Source organism: Embleya sp. NPDC008237, assembly GCF_042956465.1.
Taxonomy (GTDB): domain Bacteria; phylum Actinomycetota; class Actinomycetes; order Streptomycetales; family Streptomycetaceae; genus Embleya.
In genome coordinates this window covers 266,246-281,695 of sequence record NZ_JBIBGL010000006.1, presented here as the reverse complement: position 1 = coordinate 281,695, position 15,450 = coordinate 266,246, and the positions used below count along the sequence as shown (strand labels likewise).

Below are 15,450 nucleotides of genomic sequence, written 5' to 3'. Positions count from 1 at the left end.
GGACGGGCGGATCGTGATCATCGCCTACCGGGCCATCCAGACCGAGTCCAGGAGAAAGCGTCCGAACCCCGGCGTGGTGGGCATCCCGTGCACGGCCGCGGAGGTCAGGTCGAGCCCGTCCCCCAGACCCCAGACGAGATAGCCACCGTCCGCCCACAGTTCCTTCTGGAGTGCGCCCAGGTGCGTCTGTCGGGCCTGGTCGTCCCGGTTGCCCATCGCCTCGCGGAAGCCCGCGTCCCACCCGGGTCGCCGCCAGGCGCTCTCGTTGCCGGGCGAGGTCGACAACAGCGTGACGCGTGCGACGTCGGTGAACGGAATGCCGCCGAAGTAGCCGGTGTAGAAGTCGGCGGTGCCCCATACCGCGGTGAAGTAGGTGTCGGGCGGCTCGTTGCGGACGGTGACCACGACGCCGATGTCGGCGAGTTGGCGGGCGTACAGGGCCGCCGCGGTGTCCATGCCCGGGTAGGAGGTGGTGGTGCGCAGCGTGACACGCAGTCCGTCCGGGTGTCCCGCCTCGGTGAGCAGTTGCCGGGCTCGGACGAGGTCTCGGGGACGCTGGGCGAGGTCCTTGGGGTACGCGGGGTCGTACGGCGTCGGGAGGTCGTTGCCGATGCCGCCGAAGCCCAGGAAGACGGTGTCCACCAGGGCCTTGCGGTCGGCGGCGAGCTTGAACGCCTCGCGCACACGGGGGTCGTCGAAGGGCGCCCGGTCCAACCGCATCACGAACGGGTAGGCGGTGACGCCGGTCCTGCGGACCACCCGGGCACCGCTCCCGGCGGTCTTCGCGGCGGCGGGCCCGACGCTGCCGGCCGCATCGACCTGTCCGGAGGTGACGGCCGCCGCGCGGGCCTGGGGGTCGGCGACGGCCCGAATTTGTACTCGGTCCGGGTGCGGACGCGAGCCCCACCATTGGGGGTTGCGGCTCAGGGTCGCGGTCTGCGCGTCGGCCGTGTCCAGCCGGAAGGGTCCCGAACCGGGGGCGGGGCGGGCGAAGTCGGTGGTGCCGTCGGGTACGACGAAGGTGACGGATTCGAGCGCCTCGGGCACCAGGGCATCGGGGGTGCGGCTGACCAGGACCACGGTGTGCTCGTCCGCGGCGGAGGAGGCGTCCGTGTCGAACTGGGCGAGCCTGCCATAGTTTTCCGCGGCCTTGCCCTGGATGCGGCGCAGCGAGTACAGCACGTCCGCGGCCCGCACCGGGCGCCCGTCGGTGAACCGCGCGTCCGCGCGCAGGTGCAGCGTCCACCGGGTCGCCGACGGGTCGGCGTCCCAGGATGCGGCGAGGCGCGGTGCGGCGCGGCCGTTGCCGCCGGGCACGGTCAACACGTCGTACATCAGCGCGAATCGCTGCACGTCGGATTCGTTGGCCAGTCCGCCGTGCGGGTCGTTGCTCGCGGTCGCCGGGCTGCCGGCGAGGGCGTAGCGCAGCGTGCCGCCGTCGCGCGGCGCGCCGGTGGGGGCGGCGGCCTCGGGGGTGGGCGTGTCGGTCCGGGTGGAGCAGGCGGCCAGGATGCAGGCCGCGGCGGCGAGATGAACGAGGTTGCGAGCGGAGCGGCGTGGGCCGGTCGGCCGGGATCGGGCGATGCGCATGGGGTCCTCGGGGTGATGGAACAGGGAACGGGAAGGCGACACGCGGGCGGGGGCGGGCGTTGCTCCCGCAGCCTCTCCCGCTGCCGGCCCTCGAAGGCGACGCGCGGGCGGGGGCGGGGGCGGGCGGGAGCGGGGTGTGACCTGCGAAAGCGGTCAGGACCTCGGGCGCTCGGCCGCCGCGTCGGGTTCGGCCGCTGCCGGAAGGTCGCGCAGCGCTCGGTCCACGAGCGCGACGAGGTGGCCGAGTGCGGGTTCGCGCAAAAGGGCGTAGTGGTGGGCGTCGACGTCGACGCAGCGCGGTGGTGTGCTCAGGAAAGGCGTCCACCCGAGGTCGGTTCCGCCGGGAACGTCGTCCACACCCATGCCCGTTCCGCTGTTTCGCGGCGAGCGTTGCCCGGCGCGCACGATGAGCGTGTCGGTGCCGGCGTCCTTCAGCGGGTGGGCCGTATGCAGGCCCAGCAGGCGCAGGTGGCGGGTGAACACCTCGATCCGCTCGGCGGCCGTGTCCCGGGCGCCGAGCAGGCCGGCCGCGCGCAGTCGGCGGGTGGCCTCGGGGATGCGCTCGGCGGGCGGCAGCGCGGTGAAGCCCGCGTCGGAACCTGCCGGGTCGGGGTCCGCTCGGTCGAGGTTGGAGTCGAGGTCGAGGTCGAGGTCGAGGAACGCTTCGAGGGAGGCGAGATAGCGCAGGGTCGGTTCGGTGTCGCGGGTCTGGTCCGCTTCCTCGGGGAAGGTGCGGATGTGGTCGGGCAGGTTGGCGTCGAGCAGGACGAGCAGTTCGACGCGCTCCCCGGCGGCGTGCAGTCGGCCGGCGATCTCGTGGGCGAGGATGCCACCCATGGACCAGCCGCCGAGGGCGTACGGTCCGCACGGTTGGCGGAACCGGATCGCCCGGAGGTGCCGTTCGACCAGCGCCTCCGCGTCGACGGGGGCTTTCGCCCCGACGAGTTGCGGGTCGGTCAGGCCGATCACCGGACGGTCGGTGGTCAGCCTTCGGGCCAACTCGCCGTAGCACAACACGTCACCGCCGGAGGGATGGATCAGGAACAACGGGCGCGGGTGCGCGCCGGCACGCAGCAACAGGGCCACGTCGTCGGGGTCCTCGACCCCGTCGAGTGTCGTTGCCACGCCGTCGGAGTCGAGTTGCCCTCCCCACGCTCGCGGATCGTCCGCGAGTCGACGCACCGTCGCCACGTACCGCGTGAACGCCGCGTCCACGTCGGCCGGTTCGAGGATCGTCTCCGCGGCGTCCCATTGCAGCAGCAGGGCGCCGCCCTGCTCGAACGCCTGGTGGTCCAGCCACACCTGCGGCGTCTGGCTCACGCCGTGGACCGGAGTGCCGACCCAGTCCAGGTCGTGGCCGCCGTCGAGGACGTCGGCCAGGCCCAGTGCACTGGTGAACACGACGGGGGCGGCGTGCAACCGCCCGGTACGGGCGGCTTGTTCGGCCAGGACGTCCAGGGCGCCGAAGTCGCGATGGTCCAGGTCCGCGAACAACCGCCGCTGCGTCGTCGCGGCTCGTGCGGCGAACGTCGGGGTCGGCGTGGGGTGTCGGCTCTCGTGCAGCAGCAGCGTGGTGAAGTCGCCGACCACACGGTCCACGTCGCGGTGGATCGCGGGTCGGTCGAACAGGGTGAGGTTGACGCAGAACCGGTCGCTTCCGGACCAGTGGGCGAGGGTCTCGGTGTAGGCGGCCAGGAGTACCGCGGTGGGTGTGAGGCGTCGGCGGGCCGCCGCGTCGCGCAGTCGGCGCCAGGTGTCGGGGGCGAGGCGGGCGGAGCGGCGGACGAATCGGGGCGGCTGCTCCGTCGTCGTCCCCGTGGTGTGGGCAAGGGCGGGCGGTCCCGGGAGGTCGGCCAGTCGTGCACGCCAGAATTCGGCGGCGGCATCGAACGCGGGTCCGCTGCGGCGGGCCTCCAGGGCTGCCGCACAGGTGGCGAAATCGAGTCCCGGGAGCGGAAGTTCGTCGTGCGGATGGTCGTGGAAGTGTTTGATCTCGCGGTCCACCAGCAGATAGCTCGCGGTGTCGCAGACCAGCACGTCGAACCCGGTGAACAGTCGGATCGCGCCGTCGGACAGCCGGGCGGCGGTCACCTCGAACAGCGGCCAGCGGTCGGGACGTGGTGCGCGGTGGGAGAGCCTGGCGCGCAACTCGACCAGTTCGGCGTCGCGTTCGGCCGGGTCCAGGCGGGTGAGGTCGTGCACGCGGATGCGGTAGCGGGGCACCCGGTCCAGGATGCGGTTGCGGCCCTCGGGCGTGATCACGGCGCGCAACATCGGGTGCCGGGCGATGACCCGGTTCAGCGCCTCCTGGTAGCGGTGCACGTCCAGGTCGGGGCAGTGGTGTTCGAGAAAGAAGTGACACGCGGTCCCACCGTGCCGATAGCCTCCGCCGCCCCCGACCCAGTAGGCATGCTGGACGCGCGTGAGCGGGAAGTCCCGCACCACGGGCGACGCAGCCGACCGAAACGGCTCGGGAACGGTCGAGAGGTCCCGGGCTGCGAGCGACGCATCCGGTCGAGGCCCCTCGGCGCGCGGGGGAAGGTCGCCACTCGCAGGCGATGGAGCCGATCGGAGCGGCTCGGAGCCCGGGGGGAGATCGCCACTCGCGGGCGACGGAACCGATCGGAGCGGCTCGGTATGCGGCGCGCCGTCCCCCGCCACGACCGGTGCATGCGATGCGGACGGTTCGGGCGGCTCCGGCCGCGTCGTGCTGTTCGACTCGGTGCGGTCGAGGAGATGGGCCAGGCCCGCTGCGGTGGGGTGGTCGAGGAGGTCCGACAGGCGCAGGCGCACGCCGAACGCGTCGTGTACGCGGGCGAGCATGCGAGTCGCGAGCAGCGAGTGTCCGCCGAGCGCGAAGAAGTCCGCGTCCGGGTCCGCGACGGCGAAACCGAGCAGGTCGGACCAGATCGCCGCCATGGCGTGTGCTCGCGGATCCGTTCGGCGGTCGGAATCGCATGCGTCCGGCGACGGATCCGCCGGTGTGGGTACCGCGGTGGGCGCCACGGTTGGTGCCGGTGTCGCATCGTGCCGCAGCCGGGCGGCCAGGTCGGCCGGGGAGACGGCGACGACGCTCGGGGCCGTGTCGTCGGCTGCCGCGGCGAGCAGCAGGTCCAGGGCGCGGGTACCGTCCTCGGCGCCGAGCGAATGGGCTGCGGCCACGACGCGTTCGCGACCCGCGGGTCCGACCCGCCAGCCGTCCCAGGCCGCGCAGAGCCAGGTGGTGTGGTCGTCGCTGTGACGCGCGGAGATCGCTTCCAGTGCCCGATTGGCGGCGGCGTACGGGCCCAGGCCCAGGCCGCCCACCGCCGCGGTGGCGGAGGACATCGCCAGGACGGTCGGCGGGCGCAGCGCCTCGGGGAGCTCGCCGAGGGCGATGCGCAGGGCGTCGGCGGCGCCGACCTTGGCACGTACGTGCGCGGCGATCGTCGCCGGGTCGCTCGCACGCAGCGGTGCGATGCCGGCGGAGGCGACGACGCCCGCGGCGTGGACGACGAGTCGAGGGCGGCCGTGCCGTTCGCCCAGGTCGTGCAGGAGTCCGTGCACGGCAGCCGGGTCCGCGGCATCGCAGACGGCGATCTCGACGCACAGGCCGCGCAATCGCAGGTGATCGAGCCACGCCCGACGGCCCGCCGCGGTCCGCTCGGGCGCGGAGCCGTCGGGCGCGGAGCGGTCCGACCCCGTGCGGCCCGACCCGGAGCGGTCCGACCCGGAGCGGTCGGGCACGGTGCGAGCGCGTGCCACGCCGTGCGATTCTGTGCCGTCCGACGCCGTCCGGTTCAAGGTCGCGCCGCCGGCCGACAGCTCACGGTGCGGCGCCGGGTGATCCGCCGCGGTCCGGTCCGACACCGTGCGGTCCGACGGCGATCGATCCGGCTCCGCGTCGTTCGACGCCGCGCGGACCGACGCCGAGCGGGTCGCCGCCGACCGGTCCACGGTGATGGGTTCGGGTGCGGAATCCGGTCGCGGCGTGGCCTCCTCCGGGTTCGGGATCCCGGTACGGGAGGTGAGCACCACTCGGGCCCGGTGGGTGCGGGTGAGGTGTTCGGCGAGGGTGAAGCCGACGTCGCCCAGGCCGCCGAGGATGACGATGGTGTCACCGGGGTCGATGGCCGGCGTGCGGTCGGTGGGATGCCAGGCGGCGAACGAGCGCACCCGGCGGGTCCGGCCGCGCACGGCGACCTCCCGCGCGTTGTCGCCGGTCCGCAGGTCGGCGGCCTCGCGGGCGAGGGCATGCATCGGATCGTGCGCACCGAGGTCCAGTGCGCGCCAGCGCAGGCCCGGGGTCTCCTGGGCGAGTACCCGCGGCAGCGCGCGGATCGCGGCGGCGGCCGGGTCGAACGCGTCGGTGTGCTCGACCCGTTCACCATTTCGGGTGAGCACGATCAAGCGGGTGGGGGCATCCGCACGATCCGCCAGGCCTGCGGCGAAGCGGGCGAAGGCGGCGACGGCGGCTGCCACGGCCGCTTCGCTGCCGTCCGCTACCGGTGCGGCGTCGTGGACGAAAACCGCTCCCGTGCACGGGCGTTCGTCGTCGATCGTGGCGGTTTCGGCGCCGGCGGCTTCGAGGGCGCGGCGTACCGCGTGGGCGGGGTGCTCGGGCCGTGCCCGCTCCTCTTGCTCGGGCGGGCTCGTCGTAGCCGAGGTGTGGTCGGCCACGATCCAGCGTTCGCCGTTCAGCATGGCTGCGACCGGTGGTGCGCTCTCGTGCCAGACCGGGATCTGGAGGAGCAGGTCGCGGTGCAGCGGCGGCCGTTCGGCGGATGCGGGTTCGATCCACAGTCGGCGGCGGCGGGTGGGGTGGCCGGGCAGGACGACGCGGCGGCGTCCGGGACGGTGCAGCGCGCGGGCGTCGAGGTCGATGCCGTGGGTCCACAGTCGCCCGGCGGCGCTGAGCAGCGCGGCACGTTCCGTGCCCTCGCCGGCGGCGCCGAATCCGACCAGGGCGGCGAGCAGGGCGGGCGGCTGTTGTCGCCGTGCGGCCAGGGCGAGTTCGCTGCCGGGGCCGGCTTGGAGCAGGATGCTCGGCTGCCGCCCCACGGCGGTGCGCAGCGCGCGCGAGAACAGCACGGTGGAGCGCAGATGGCGTACCCAGTGCTCCGGGTCTGCGCGTTCTTCGGCACGCAGTTCCTCACCGGTGACGCTGGTGACCAGCGCAATCGTGCCCGGCGCCGGGTGTACGCGGCGGGCGGCGGCGCGCAGGTCGGCGAGTACGGGATCGACCAGGCGCGAGTGGGCTGCCGCGTCCAGCCGCAGGCGCGTCGCGTCGACCCCGCGAGCCCGCAGTTCGTGTTGCAGGGCCAGGATCGCGTCGGTCGGTCCGGCGAGCACGCACGCGTCGGGCGCGTTGACCACGGCCAGGTCCAGTTGCGGATGCCGGCGGGTCAGGTGGCGGGCCTCGGCTTCGGACAGTTGCACCGCGAGCATGGCACCCGCTCCGGCGGCTGCGGCCATGCCGGTGCAGCGCACGGTGACGAGTTCGGCGGCGTCCTTCAGGCTCAGGATGCCGGCGGTGACCGCGGCGGCGTACTCGCCCAGGCTGTGCCCGAGCACCACATCGGGTTCGATGCCCCACGAGCGCAGCAGCCGGGCGGTGGCCACCGAGACGGTGAACAGGGCGGGCAGGCCCACCCGCGGATCCCGGGCGGCGTCGGCGGCGGCGGATCCGCGCGGGTGCGTGAGCAGTAGGTCGCGCACCGGGTCGGCGAAGTGGGCGGTGCAGGCATCGATGGCGGCGGCGAACTCCGGTTCGCTCCGGTAGAGTTCGGCGCCCATTCCGGCGTACTGGGCGCCGCCGCCGGGGAACGCGAGGATCAGCCGCGGGGCGGTGGGTTCGACTTCGCGACCGGTGGCCGCCCGCAACGCCGCGGCGGCTCCGGCATGGTCGGTGCCCACGGCAGCGACGCGGTGCCGCAGCGCGGGGCGGCCGCTGTGCAGGGTCGCGGCAATGTCGGCAAGAGCGTGCGGCTCGGCAAGCCCGGCGGGGCCGGTCCGGACTCCGGCGCGGCGGGCAGGGTCCGCCGGGTCCGTTTGCACTCCGGCGCAATCCGCATGATCGGCGGGGTCCGGCGGGCCGGAAGGGCCGGTCGGGCCGGTCGGGCGGCCGGTGGGGACTCCGGTGCGGTCCTCAGGGCAGGCCGGGAATCCGGCGCCGCCCACGGGGTCGGCAGTCTCCGCCGAATCCTCGGCGCGGTCCGGAGGTTCGGCAAGGTCAGCCGCAAACTCTGCCCGGCCGGCAGGGACCGCAGACGCCGCCAAAACCTCGACACGGGCCGCAGGTTCGCCGAGGCCGGCCAAATCCTCGGCCCGGGCCGCAGAGTCCGCAGGCGCCGCCGCAACCTCGGCGCGGTCCGCCGATTCGCCGCAGGCGGTCAGGACGTCGGCGAGGGCCTCGACCGCGGTCGGCAGTGCGGCGGCGGAGTGCGCGGACAGGAGGAGGAGTTGCGGGCGGGGGTCGGGCGCGGACGCCGTGCGTGGCGGGGCCTGGCCCAGGACGATGTGGCAATTGGTGCCGCCGATTCCGAAGGCGCTCACGCCGGCGTGCCGTACGCCCGGCCAGGGTCGGGTGGCGTCGGCGAGGGTGAACGGCGAGTCGGCGAGGTCGAGTGCGGGGTTGACCGGGTCGCAGTGCAGGGATGCGGGGATGACGCCGTGGTGCACGGCGAGGACGGCCTTGACGAAACCGGCGATGCCGGCGGCGGAGTTGGTGTGGCCGATGTTGCCCTTGACCGAGCCCAGGGCGCACCATGCGGGGCCGCTTGCGCCGAACACCTTGCGCAGCGCCGCTACTTCGACGGCGTCGCCGAGCGGGGTGGCGGTGCCGTGTGCCTCGATGTAGCCGATCTCGGTGGGTTCGAGGCCGGCGACGGCGAGGGCTTCGGCCACCGCGCGGGCCTGACCTCGGGGAGAGGGTGCGGTGAACCCGACCCGGTCGGCGCCGTCGTTGTCGACGGCGGATCCCAGCAATACGGCCAGGACGCGGTCGCCCGCCGCAACCGCGTCCTCCAGGCGGCGCAGCACGACCGCGCCCACGCCCTGGCTGTGCACGATCCCCGTGCCGCGAGCGCTGAACGGGCGTACGCGCCCGTCGGCGGAGAACATCGCGTCGGGCACGTGCAGATAGCCGCGCCCCTGCGGCACGATCAGCGAGACGCCGCCCGCGAGCGCGGTGTCGCATTCGCCGGCGAGCAGCGCCTGTGCGGCGACGTGCACGGCGACCAGCGACGTCGAGCAGGTGGTGTTGATCGCCAGGGCGGGACCGGTGAGGCCGAGCCGGTGCGCGACGTGCAGCGGGAGGTAGTCGGCGACGCCGGCCATGGCGGCCTGGAGGCTGCCGATCGGGTCGGCGCCGGCGCCGGTGGGGTCGTGCCGGTCGCGCAGGTTGTGGGCGAGGTAGGCACTGTGTGCGGATCCGGCGTAGACGCCGACGACTCCCGCATCGGCGCCTTCCCCGTGTCCGGCGTCGTCCAGTGCCTGCCGGCAACATTCCAGGAACAGGCGCTGCTGTGGGTCGGCGAGAGCCCCTTCGGCCTCGGTCATGCCGAACAGGTCGGGGTCGAACAACTCCTGGCCGTCGATGACCGCGCCGACCGGAACGTACCCGGGGCGGCGCAGCAGTTCGGCCGGGACGCCGCGGTCGGCGAGTTCGTCGGGGGTGAACCGGGTCAGACCTTCCCGGGCGCCGAGCAGGAGGTCCCAGTAGGCGTCGGCGTCCGGTGCGCCCGGGAAGCGGCAGGCCAGGCCGACGACCGCGATGGCCGACGGGGTGGCGGGATCGGGATGGCTCATCGGGAGATCTCCTGGGCGCGGGCACGGGCGGTCAGCCGGGACTGGCGCCCGGGCGCGGCGGCATTCGTGGCGGTACGCGCGGCAGTACTCGCCGCGATACTCGCGCCGGTGTTCATGGCGGCATTCGCGGCGACATCCGCAGCGGTATTCGCACGGGTGCCCGTCGTGGTGCTCGCGACCGTCGGGGTGCGGGGCTCCGCTGCCCCGCGGACGATCCGGGTCGCAAGGGCGTGTGCGGTGGGGTGTTCGAACAGGTCGACCACGGCGAGGTCGCCGGCGCCCAGGCCGCGGAGTCGGCGGTGGGCGCGGACCAGGTCGAGCGAGGAAGCACCCAGCACGAAGAACGACGTGTTTGGTTCGACAGGTCGATCCAGCAGTTCGGTGAAGACGCCGACGACCGTGTCCAGCGTGGCCGGGTCGATCCGGGCCGACCGGGTGTTCGACGCGGGCGTACCGGCGGTCGGCTCGATGGTGCCCGTGGCCGACGCAACGGTGCCCGCAGTCGGCGCAAAGGTGTCCGCGGTCGGCGCAAGCGTGCCAATCCTCGGCCCGGAACCCCCAACCGCGGTGTCGTCCGTACCGCGCGGAGTCGGGTCCGCCGGGATCCGGAAGGCCGCCAGAGCCCCGGCGCCGGCGGTTTCCAGCGTCGGCGTCGGGTCGTGTTCGTGCGCCTGTTGCCGGCAGGCCTGGGCCCAGTCCGCCGCCGCGTGCAGCGCGTCGAGCGGGTCGAGCTGCGCGCCGTCGGCCTGACGTACCGTCAGGATCGGTTCCAGGCCCAGTCGGTGGGCGTGCTCCACGGCTTCGCGCAGCCAGGCGGTGGGGTCGAGGCGGGCATCCGGCCCCGATAGCTCCGGGGCGTGGGACGATGCGACGACGTCGGCCGGGTTCGGGCCGGGTTCGGCCAGCGTTGCGTGGTCGATCTTGCCGTTCGCGGTGACCGGCAGGCGGTCCAGGACGACGTAGCGCGTCGGGATCATGTACGCGGGCAGTCGTTCGCGCAGCGCCCGGGTCCAGCGTCGTTCGGTGTCGGCGTCGGGGCGCCGGCCGTGTTCGGGCACGACATGGGCGATCAGCCGCAGTCGTCGGTCCGCCGTGCGTACGGCCGAGGCCACACATTGGCGCACGCCCGGCTCGCGGCCCAGGACCGCCTCGATCTCGCCCAACTCGATCCGGTGACCGCGGATCTTGACCTGGCGGTCGACCCGGCCGAGGAATTCGATCGTCCCGTCCCGCCGCCAGCGGCCCAGGTCCCCGGTGCGGTACAGGCGTTCGCCGAGCTGCGGGTGGAACGCGAAGCGCTCGTCGGTCTGTTCCGGGTCGGCGACGTAGCAGCGCGCCAAACCGGCGCCGCCGATGTGCAGTTCGCCGGACTGGCCGAGCGGGACCGGGGTCCCGTTCTCGTCCAGGATGCGAAAGCTCTGTCCGCGCAGTGCGCGGCCGTAGGGGATGCTCGTCCAGGACGGGTCGACGCGTTCGACGGGGTGGCTCACCGACCAGATCGATGCCTCGGTGGCCCCGCCGAGGCTGACGAATCGGGCTTGCGGTGCCAGCGCCCGCAGGCGGTCCGGCAGGGTGATCGGGATCCAGTCGCCGGAGAGCATCACCAGGCGCAGGGACCGCAGTTGCCGGCGGGTGCGCTCGGGTTCGAGTTCGCCGTACTCGACGAGCATCTCCAGCAGCGCGGGGGCGGTGTTCCATACCGTGACGGCGTGGGTGTCGGCGAGGTCGAGCCAGTGTTCGGGGTCGCGTGAGCGATCGGGGTCGGGCAGCACGAGGGCGCCGCCGGCGCCGAGGAGGCCGAACACGTCGAAGACCGACAGGTCGAAGCTCAGCGCGGACAGGCCCAGCACCCGGTCCCCGGGCCCGATGTCGAAGCGCTCGACGATGTCGTCCACGGTGGTGCGGGCGGCCGCGTGCTCGATCGCGACGCCCTTGGGCGTGCCGGTGGAGCCGGAGGTGAAGACGGCGTAGGCGAGGTCGTCCGGTTCGGGGCGACCGCCTGCGGGTTCGGGAAGTTCACCGGGGTCGGCGGGCTTCGGGCCGGGTGCCCGGTGCGGGGGGACGATCACGACGCCCGCCGGCCACGCGGGCGCCGCGTCGGGCTCGGCGACCGCGTGGGTGAGCCCGGTGCGTGCGCAGACCGAGGCGACCCGCGCGGCGGGCCAGGTCGGCTCCACGGGTACATACCAGGCGCCGAGCGCGCCGACCGCCAGGACCGCGGTGATCCGGTCGTGCCCCTCGTCCAGGGCGATGGCCACCGGTGTGCCGGCGGCGACTCCGCTCGCACCCAGCGTCGCGGCGAAGGATCGTACGCGGTGCGCGAGTTCGCCGTGGTCCAGTCGGCGGCCGGTACCGAGCAGCGCGGGGGCGTCGGGGGTACGGCGGGCGGCGGCGGCCCATGGGTCGTCCAGGAGGGGGCCGGCGGTGGGGAACGGGTTGGGGGCGGGCGGTTCGTCGGGCAGGAACGCGGGGTCTGCCGCGAGGGTCGGCGAGGTCCAGGCGTGCGGTTCGGTCAGCCGGCGCAACAGCCTGATCTCGGCGGCGAGGCAGTCGCGGATCCAGTCGGCGGGCAACGCGCCGTCCACGCCGTCCCATACGATCCGCAGCGCTCCCCCGTCGTCGCGCACGATGTGGTCGAGCAGGATCTGCGGCGTCTGCGAGATCGCGTACACCTCCTCCCCCAGCCATGCGGTCACCGGACGGTCGCCGTCGGCGAGGCCGATGCCGCTGGTGAACACGACCGGGTGGGCGGGGGTTCCGCCGACGCGGCCGGCGCTGCGCAGCACCTCCACGCCGGAGACGGCCCGGTGTTCGAGGTCGGACCAGAAGCGCCGGTTGACCTCGCCGGCCCACGCGGCGAACGTCCACGGCCGGGACAGGTCGGGCAGCGGCGGCTCGACCAGCACGGTCGTGGTGAAGTCGCCCACGATGTCGAGGAGTTGGGGGTCGTCGGGCCGGTCGAACAGGGTGGTGTTGAGGCAGAAGGGCGCACCGGCGCCGCGTCGGTTCAGAGTCAGAGCGAATGCGGCCAGCAGTACGCCGGTGGGGCTGAGTCCGTGTTCGGCGGCGCGGGATCGCAGTCGGGTCCATTCCGCGGCGGTCAGGCCGTCCTGGTGCCGGGTGAAGCGCGGCGGACCGGGTTCGTTCGCCGCCGCGGTCCACGGCAGTGCGGGGCCCGGCGGCAGCTCGGCCGCGCGGCGCGCCCAGTACACGCCCGCGCGCTCGCGCCGCTGCAACTCCTCCGGATCGGCCGCCCGTTCGCGCAGCACGGTGCCGAAGTCGGTGGTACAGGGCGCGGGCAGCGCGGTGGGGTCGGCGACGAGCGCTCCCCACTGGCGCATGAGGAGCAGCCAACTCGTCATGTCCAGCGCGAGCACGTCCATGCCCACGTACAGCCGCGTACCACCCTCCGGGAGCAGCGCGGCGTGGATGTCGTACAGCGGCCAGGTGTCGGTACGGCGGGTCTGATGCGAGCGCTCGGCGCGCAGGCGGGCCAGGGCGGCGGCCCGTTCGTCGGCGCTCACGGCCCGCAGGTCGGTGCGCCCGATGCGGTAGGGACCGGGGTCGGCGAGGACGCGTTGCATGCCGTCGTCGTCGACGATCGCGCGCAGCATGGGGTGGTGGCGCACGAGGATGTTCCACGCGTCTTCGAGCCGGGTCAGGTCGCCGTCGTGGTCGCCGTCGGGCAGGACGCGGTCGAACTCGTGGAAGTAGAAGGTGGCCACCCCACCGAGGGGAAACGAGGGATCGCGGCCGACCCAGTAGGCGGATTGCACCGGTGTGAGCGGGAACGCGTCCGGGGGCGGGACGGGGCGGGCGGGTGCTTCGGCGGGTCGGGCCGGCCGGACCGCCTCGACGGATCCGGTGGGTGGCGCCGGTCGGGTCGCCGGGTCGCCGGCGAGCGGATCCGGGAGGCGTGCGGCCAGCGAACGGGCGGTGGCCTCGCCCAGGAAGTCGGCGATCGGCAGGTCGGCCCCGGTGCGTTCGCGCAGCCGACGCCGCAGTCGTACTGCCGTGAAGGACTCCAGGCCCAGTTCGGTCAGCCGAACGTCGGGGTCCACGGCGGGGCCGACATCCGGACCGACATCCGGAACGCCGTCCGGACCGGCGTCGATCCCCAGCACCTCGGCGACACAACTCGCGACGGCGGATATCGGATCGAGGTGAACGGGCGTGCCGGACGCGGGCATGGGCTCTCCTGAGCAGACGGAACGAGGCGGAAGGGCGGGGCGTCGGGGCAGCGGGCGGCGGGCAGGCGTCATCGCGCCACCGGCACGACATGGGCCGCAGCCGCAATCCCCGCGGGCTGCCGCCATTTCTATCACTATTGAAAATGATTTCCAATACCGATTGGCGATGGACGCACACCACCGCCGCCCGGGCCGGCCGGGCCGGCGCCGGCCGGGGCGGGGATCATGGGCGCATGCATCCCGTTCCCGTTCCCGACGCCGCCGCCTATCTCGCCGGACGCTGGAGCATCGACCGGACCGTGATCGACGAGCGCTCCGGCGCGCGGGGCACGTTCGTCGGTACCGCCCTCTTCCGCCGAGTCGACGACGAGCTGGTCGAAGCGGAGTCCGGTGAGTTCGTCTGGGCCGGGGTCGCCAACCCGGCGAGCCGCACCCACCGGCTGGTCCCGCGGGTCGACGGCACCGCGGACGTGCTCTTCGCCGACGGCAGACCCTTCCATCACCTCGACCTGCGCACCGGCCACTGGACCACCCGACACCCCTGCGCGGCGGACCGCTACGACGGCGAGTTCACCGTCGTGTCGCCGGACGAGTGGCATCTGCGGTGGTGGGTGGAGGGCCCGGCGAAGACACAGTCGCTCACGTCCGTCTACCGACGCCTCCACCCCGCATCCTGAGCGACTCACGCGACTCACGCGGCTCACCGGGTACGAGTGCCCCGGCTCGACACCGGGACGGGACGCACTCGCACCCCCGGGTCGAGCCGTCGAGGGGCTCGACCCGGGGGCGGGGTGGCGGGGTGTGCCCGCCGGGTGCGCGCGGTCTTCCCGGGCAGGTGGGCCGGGGCCGGTTCCTCGCACGGGTCGGCCGAGGGCCCGTCGCCGCGCAGGTGCAGGTCAGCGGAGGTCGGCTCCCCGCTCCGGTTCCGCCCCGGCGGCGGGCTCCTGCGGGGTGAAGCCGGAGGCCGCCCGGACGATGCGTCTGGTCATCGGGTCCGACCAGGCTTTGGGGGACAACACCTCGATCCAGATCGCGCGGGCGGTCTTGCGGCCGACGTTCTCCCAGGAGATCAGCGTCCGGGACGGGAAGGAGACCGAGTCGCCTTCGGCGACGTCTATCGGCTCCGCGACCTGCGCGTGATCGCCCAGCCCGCCGCCGACCCGAAAGCGCAGCGTCCCGGACATCAGGAAGACGAAGGTCTCCCCCGGGCGCGAGTAGGGGCCGCCGCTGGAGCCGTGCGGCGGGATGGACAGCAGCGCCGGTTCGAGATCGTGGCCGGGCAGGAGGAGTTCCTCCCACTGCACGCCGCCTTCGAGGACCACGGTCGCGCGCTCGTCGGCGCGGACCACGCTGGCGTCGGTCCGGGTGAACGACGCCAGGCTGCTCATCGGGACGCCGAGCGCGTCGGTGATGCGGGCGATCAGCTGGGTCGAGGCGCGCTCGACGCTGCGTTCGATCGATGACAGGTGCGACACGGAGGTGTCCGTCATCGCGGCGAGTTCCTTGAGGGACAGGCCACTTGCCAGTCGGGCGCGGCGCAACCGACCGCCGTCCGCGGGCTCGTCCGGTACCGGGACGTCGTCGGGGCCGCTCAACGAGGTGCGAATGGCCGCGGGGTTCCAGCCGTGCCGCTGCCGCAGGTCGGCGATCCGGCGGGCCCGGCTCACGTGCTCGGGGCCGTAGCGGCGCTGTCCGCCGGGTGTGCGGTTCGGCACGAGCAGGTCTTGTTTCTCCCATGCCCGGAGCGTCTGAGGGCTGACCCCGACCTCGGCGGCGACATCGCCGATGCTTCGCCAATTCATGCTCGGGAGTCTAGGCCGGACGTCGTCCCGACCCTCGACAAACTTACATCGTTACTGTAACTATGGCGCCCCAAGCGGAG

The 15,450-nt window shown here is 73.8% G+C and carries 5 protein-coding genes; 1 reads left to right on the top strand and 4 read right to left on the bottom strand.

The features are described from left to right. Nucleotides 1-24 precede the first annotated feature (24 nt). From ACFZBU_RS18085 to ACFZBU_RS18075, 3 genes are all read right to left on the bottom strand, one after another. Nucleotides 25-1,590: an ABC transporter substrate-binding protein gene (locus ACFZBU_RS18085; RefSeq protein ID WP_391584576.1), complete on the bottom strand. Its 1,566-nt coding sequence runs from the start codon at nucleotides 1,588-1,590 to the stop codon at nucleotides 25-27. A 153-nt stretch (nucleotides 1,591-1,743) separates the two neighbouring features. After that, entirely contained in the window at nucleotides 1,744-9,378 is a 7,635-nt protein-coding gene (locus ACFZBU_RS18080; RefSeq protein WP_391584575.1) for a beta-ketoacyl synthase N-terminal-like domain-containing protein, read from the bottom strand. Continuing rightward, nucleotides 9,375-13,568, bottom strand: coding sequence for an amino acid adenylation domain-containing protein (locus tag ACFZBU_RS18075; RefSeq protein ID WP_391584574.1), 4,194 nt, complete (start codon nucleotides 13,566-13,568; stop codon nucleotides 9,375-9,377). Before ACFZBU_RS18075 ends, ACFZBU_RS18080 begins: the two co-directional genes overlap by 4 nt. A 233-nt stretch (nucleotides 13,569-13,801) precedes the next feature. Between ACFZBU_RS18075 and ACFZBU_RS18070 the strand changes: the two genes are divergently transcribed. Further along, nucleotides 13,802-14,245, top strand: coding sequence for a DUF6314 family protein (locus ACFZBU_RS18070; protein ID WP_391584573.1), 444 nt, complete (start codon nucleotides 13,802-13,804; stop codon nucleotides 14,243-14,245). 219 nt (nucleotides 14,246-14,464) lie between these two features. Here ACFZBU_RS18070 and ACFZBU_RS18065 read toward each other — a convergent pair whose 3' ends face one another. After that, nucleotides 14,465-15,370 (bottom strand): MerR family transcriptional regulator, encoded by a 906-nt coding sequence (locus tag ACFZBU_RS18065; RefSeq protein ID WP_391584572.1) that lies wholly within the window; start codon nucleotides 15,368-15,370, stop codon nucleotides 14,465-14,467. Nucleotides 15,371-15,450: the final 80 nt, after the last annotated feature.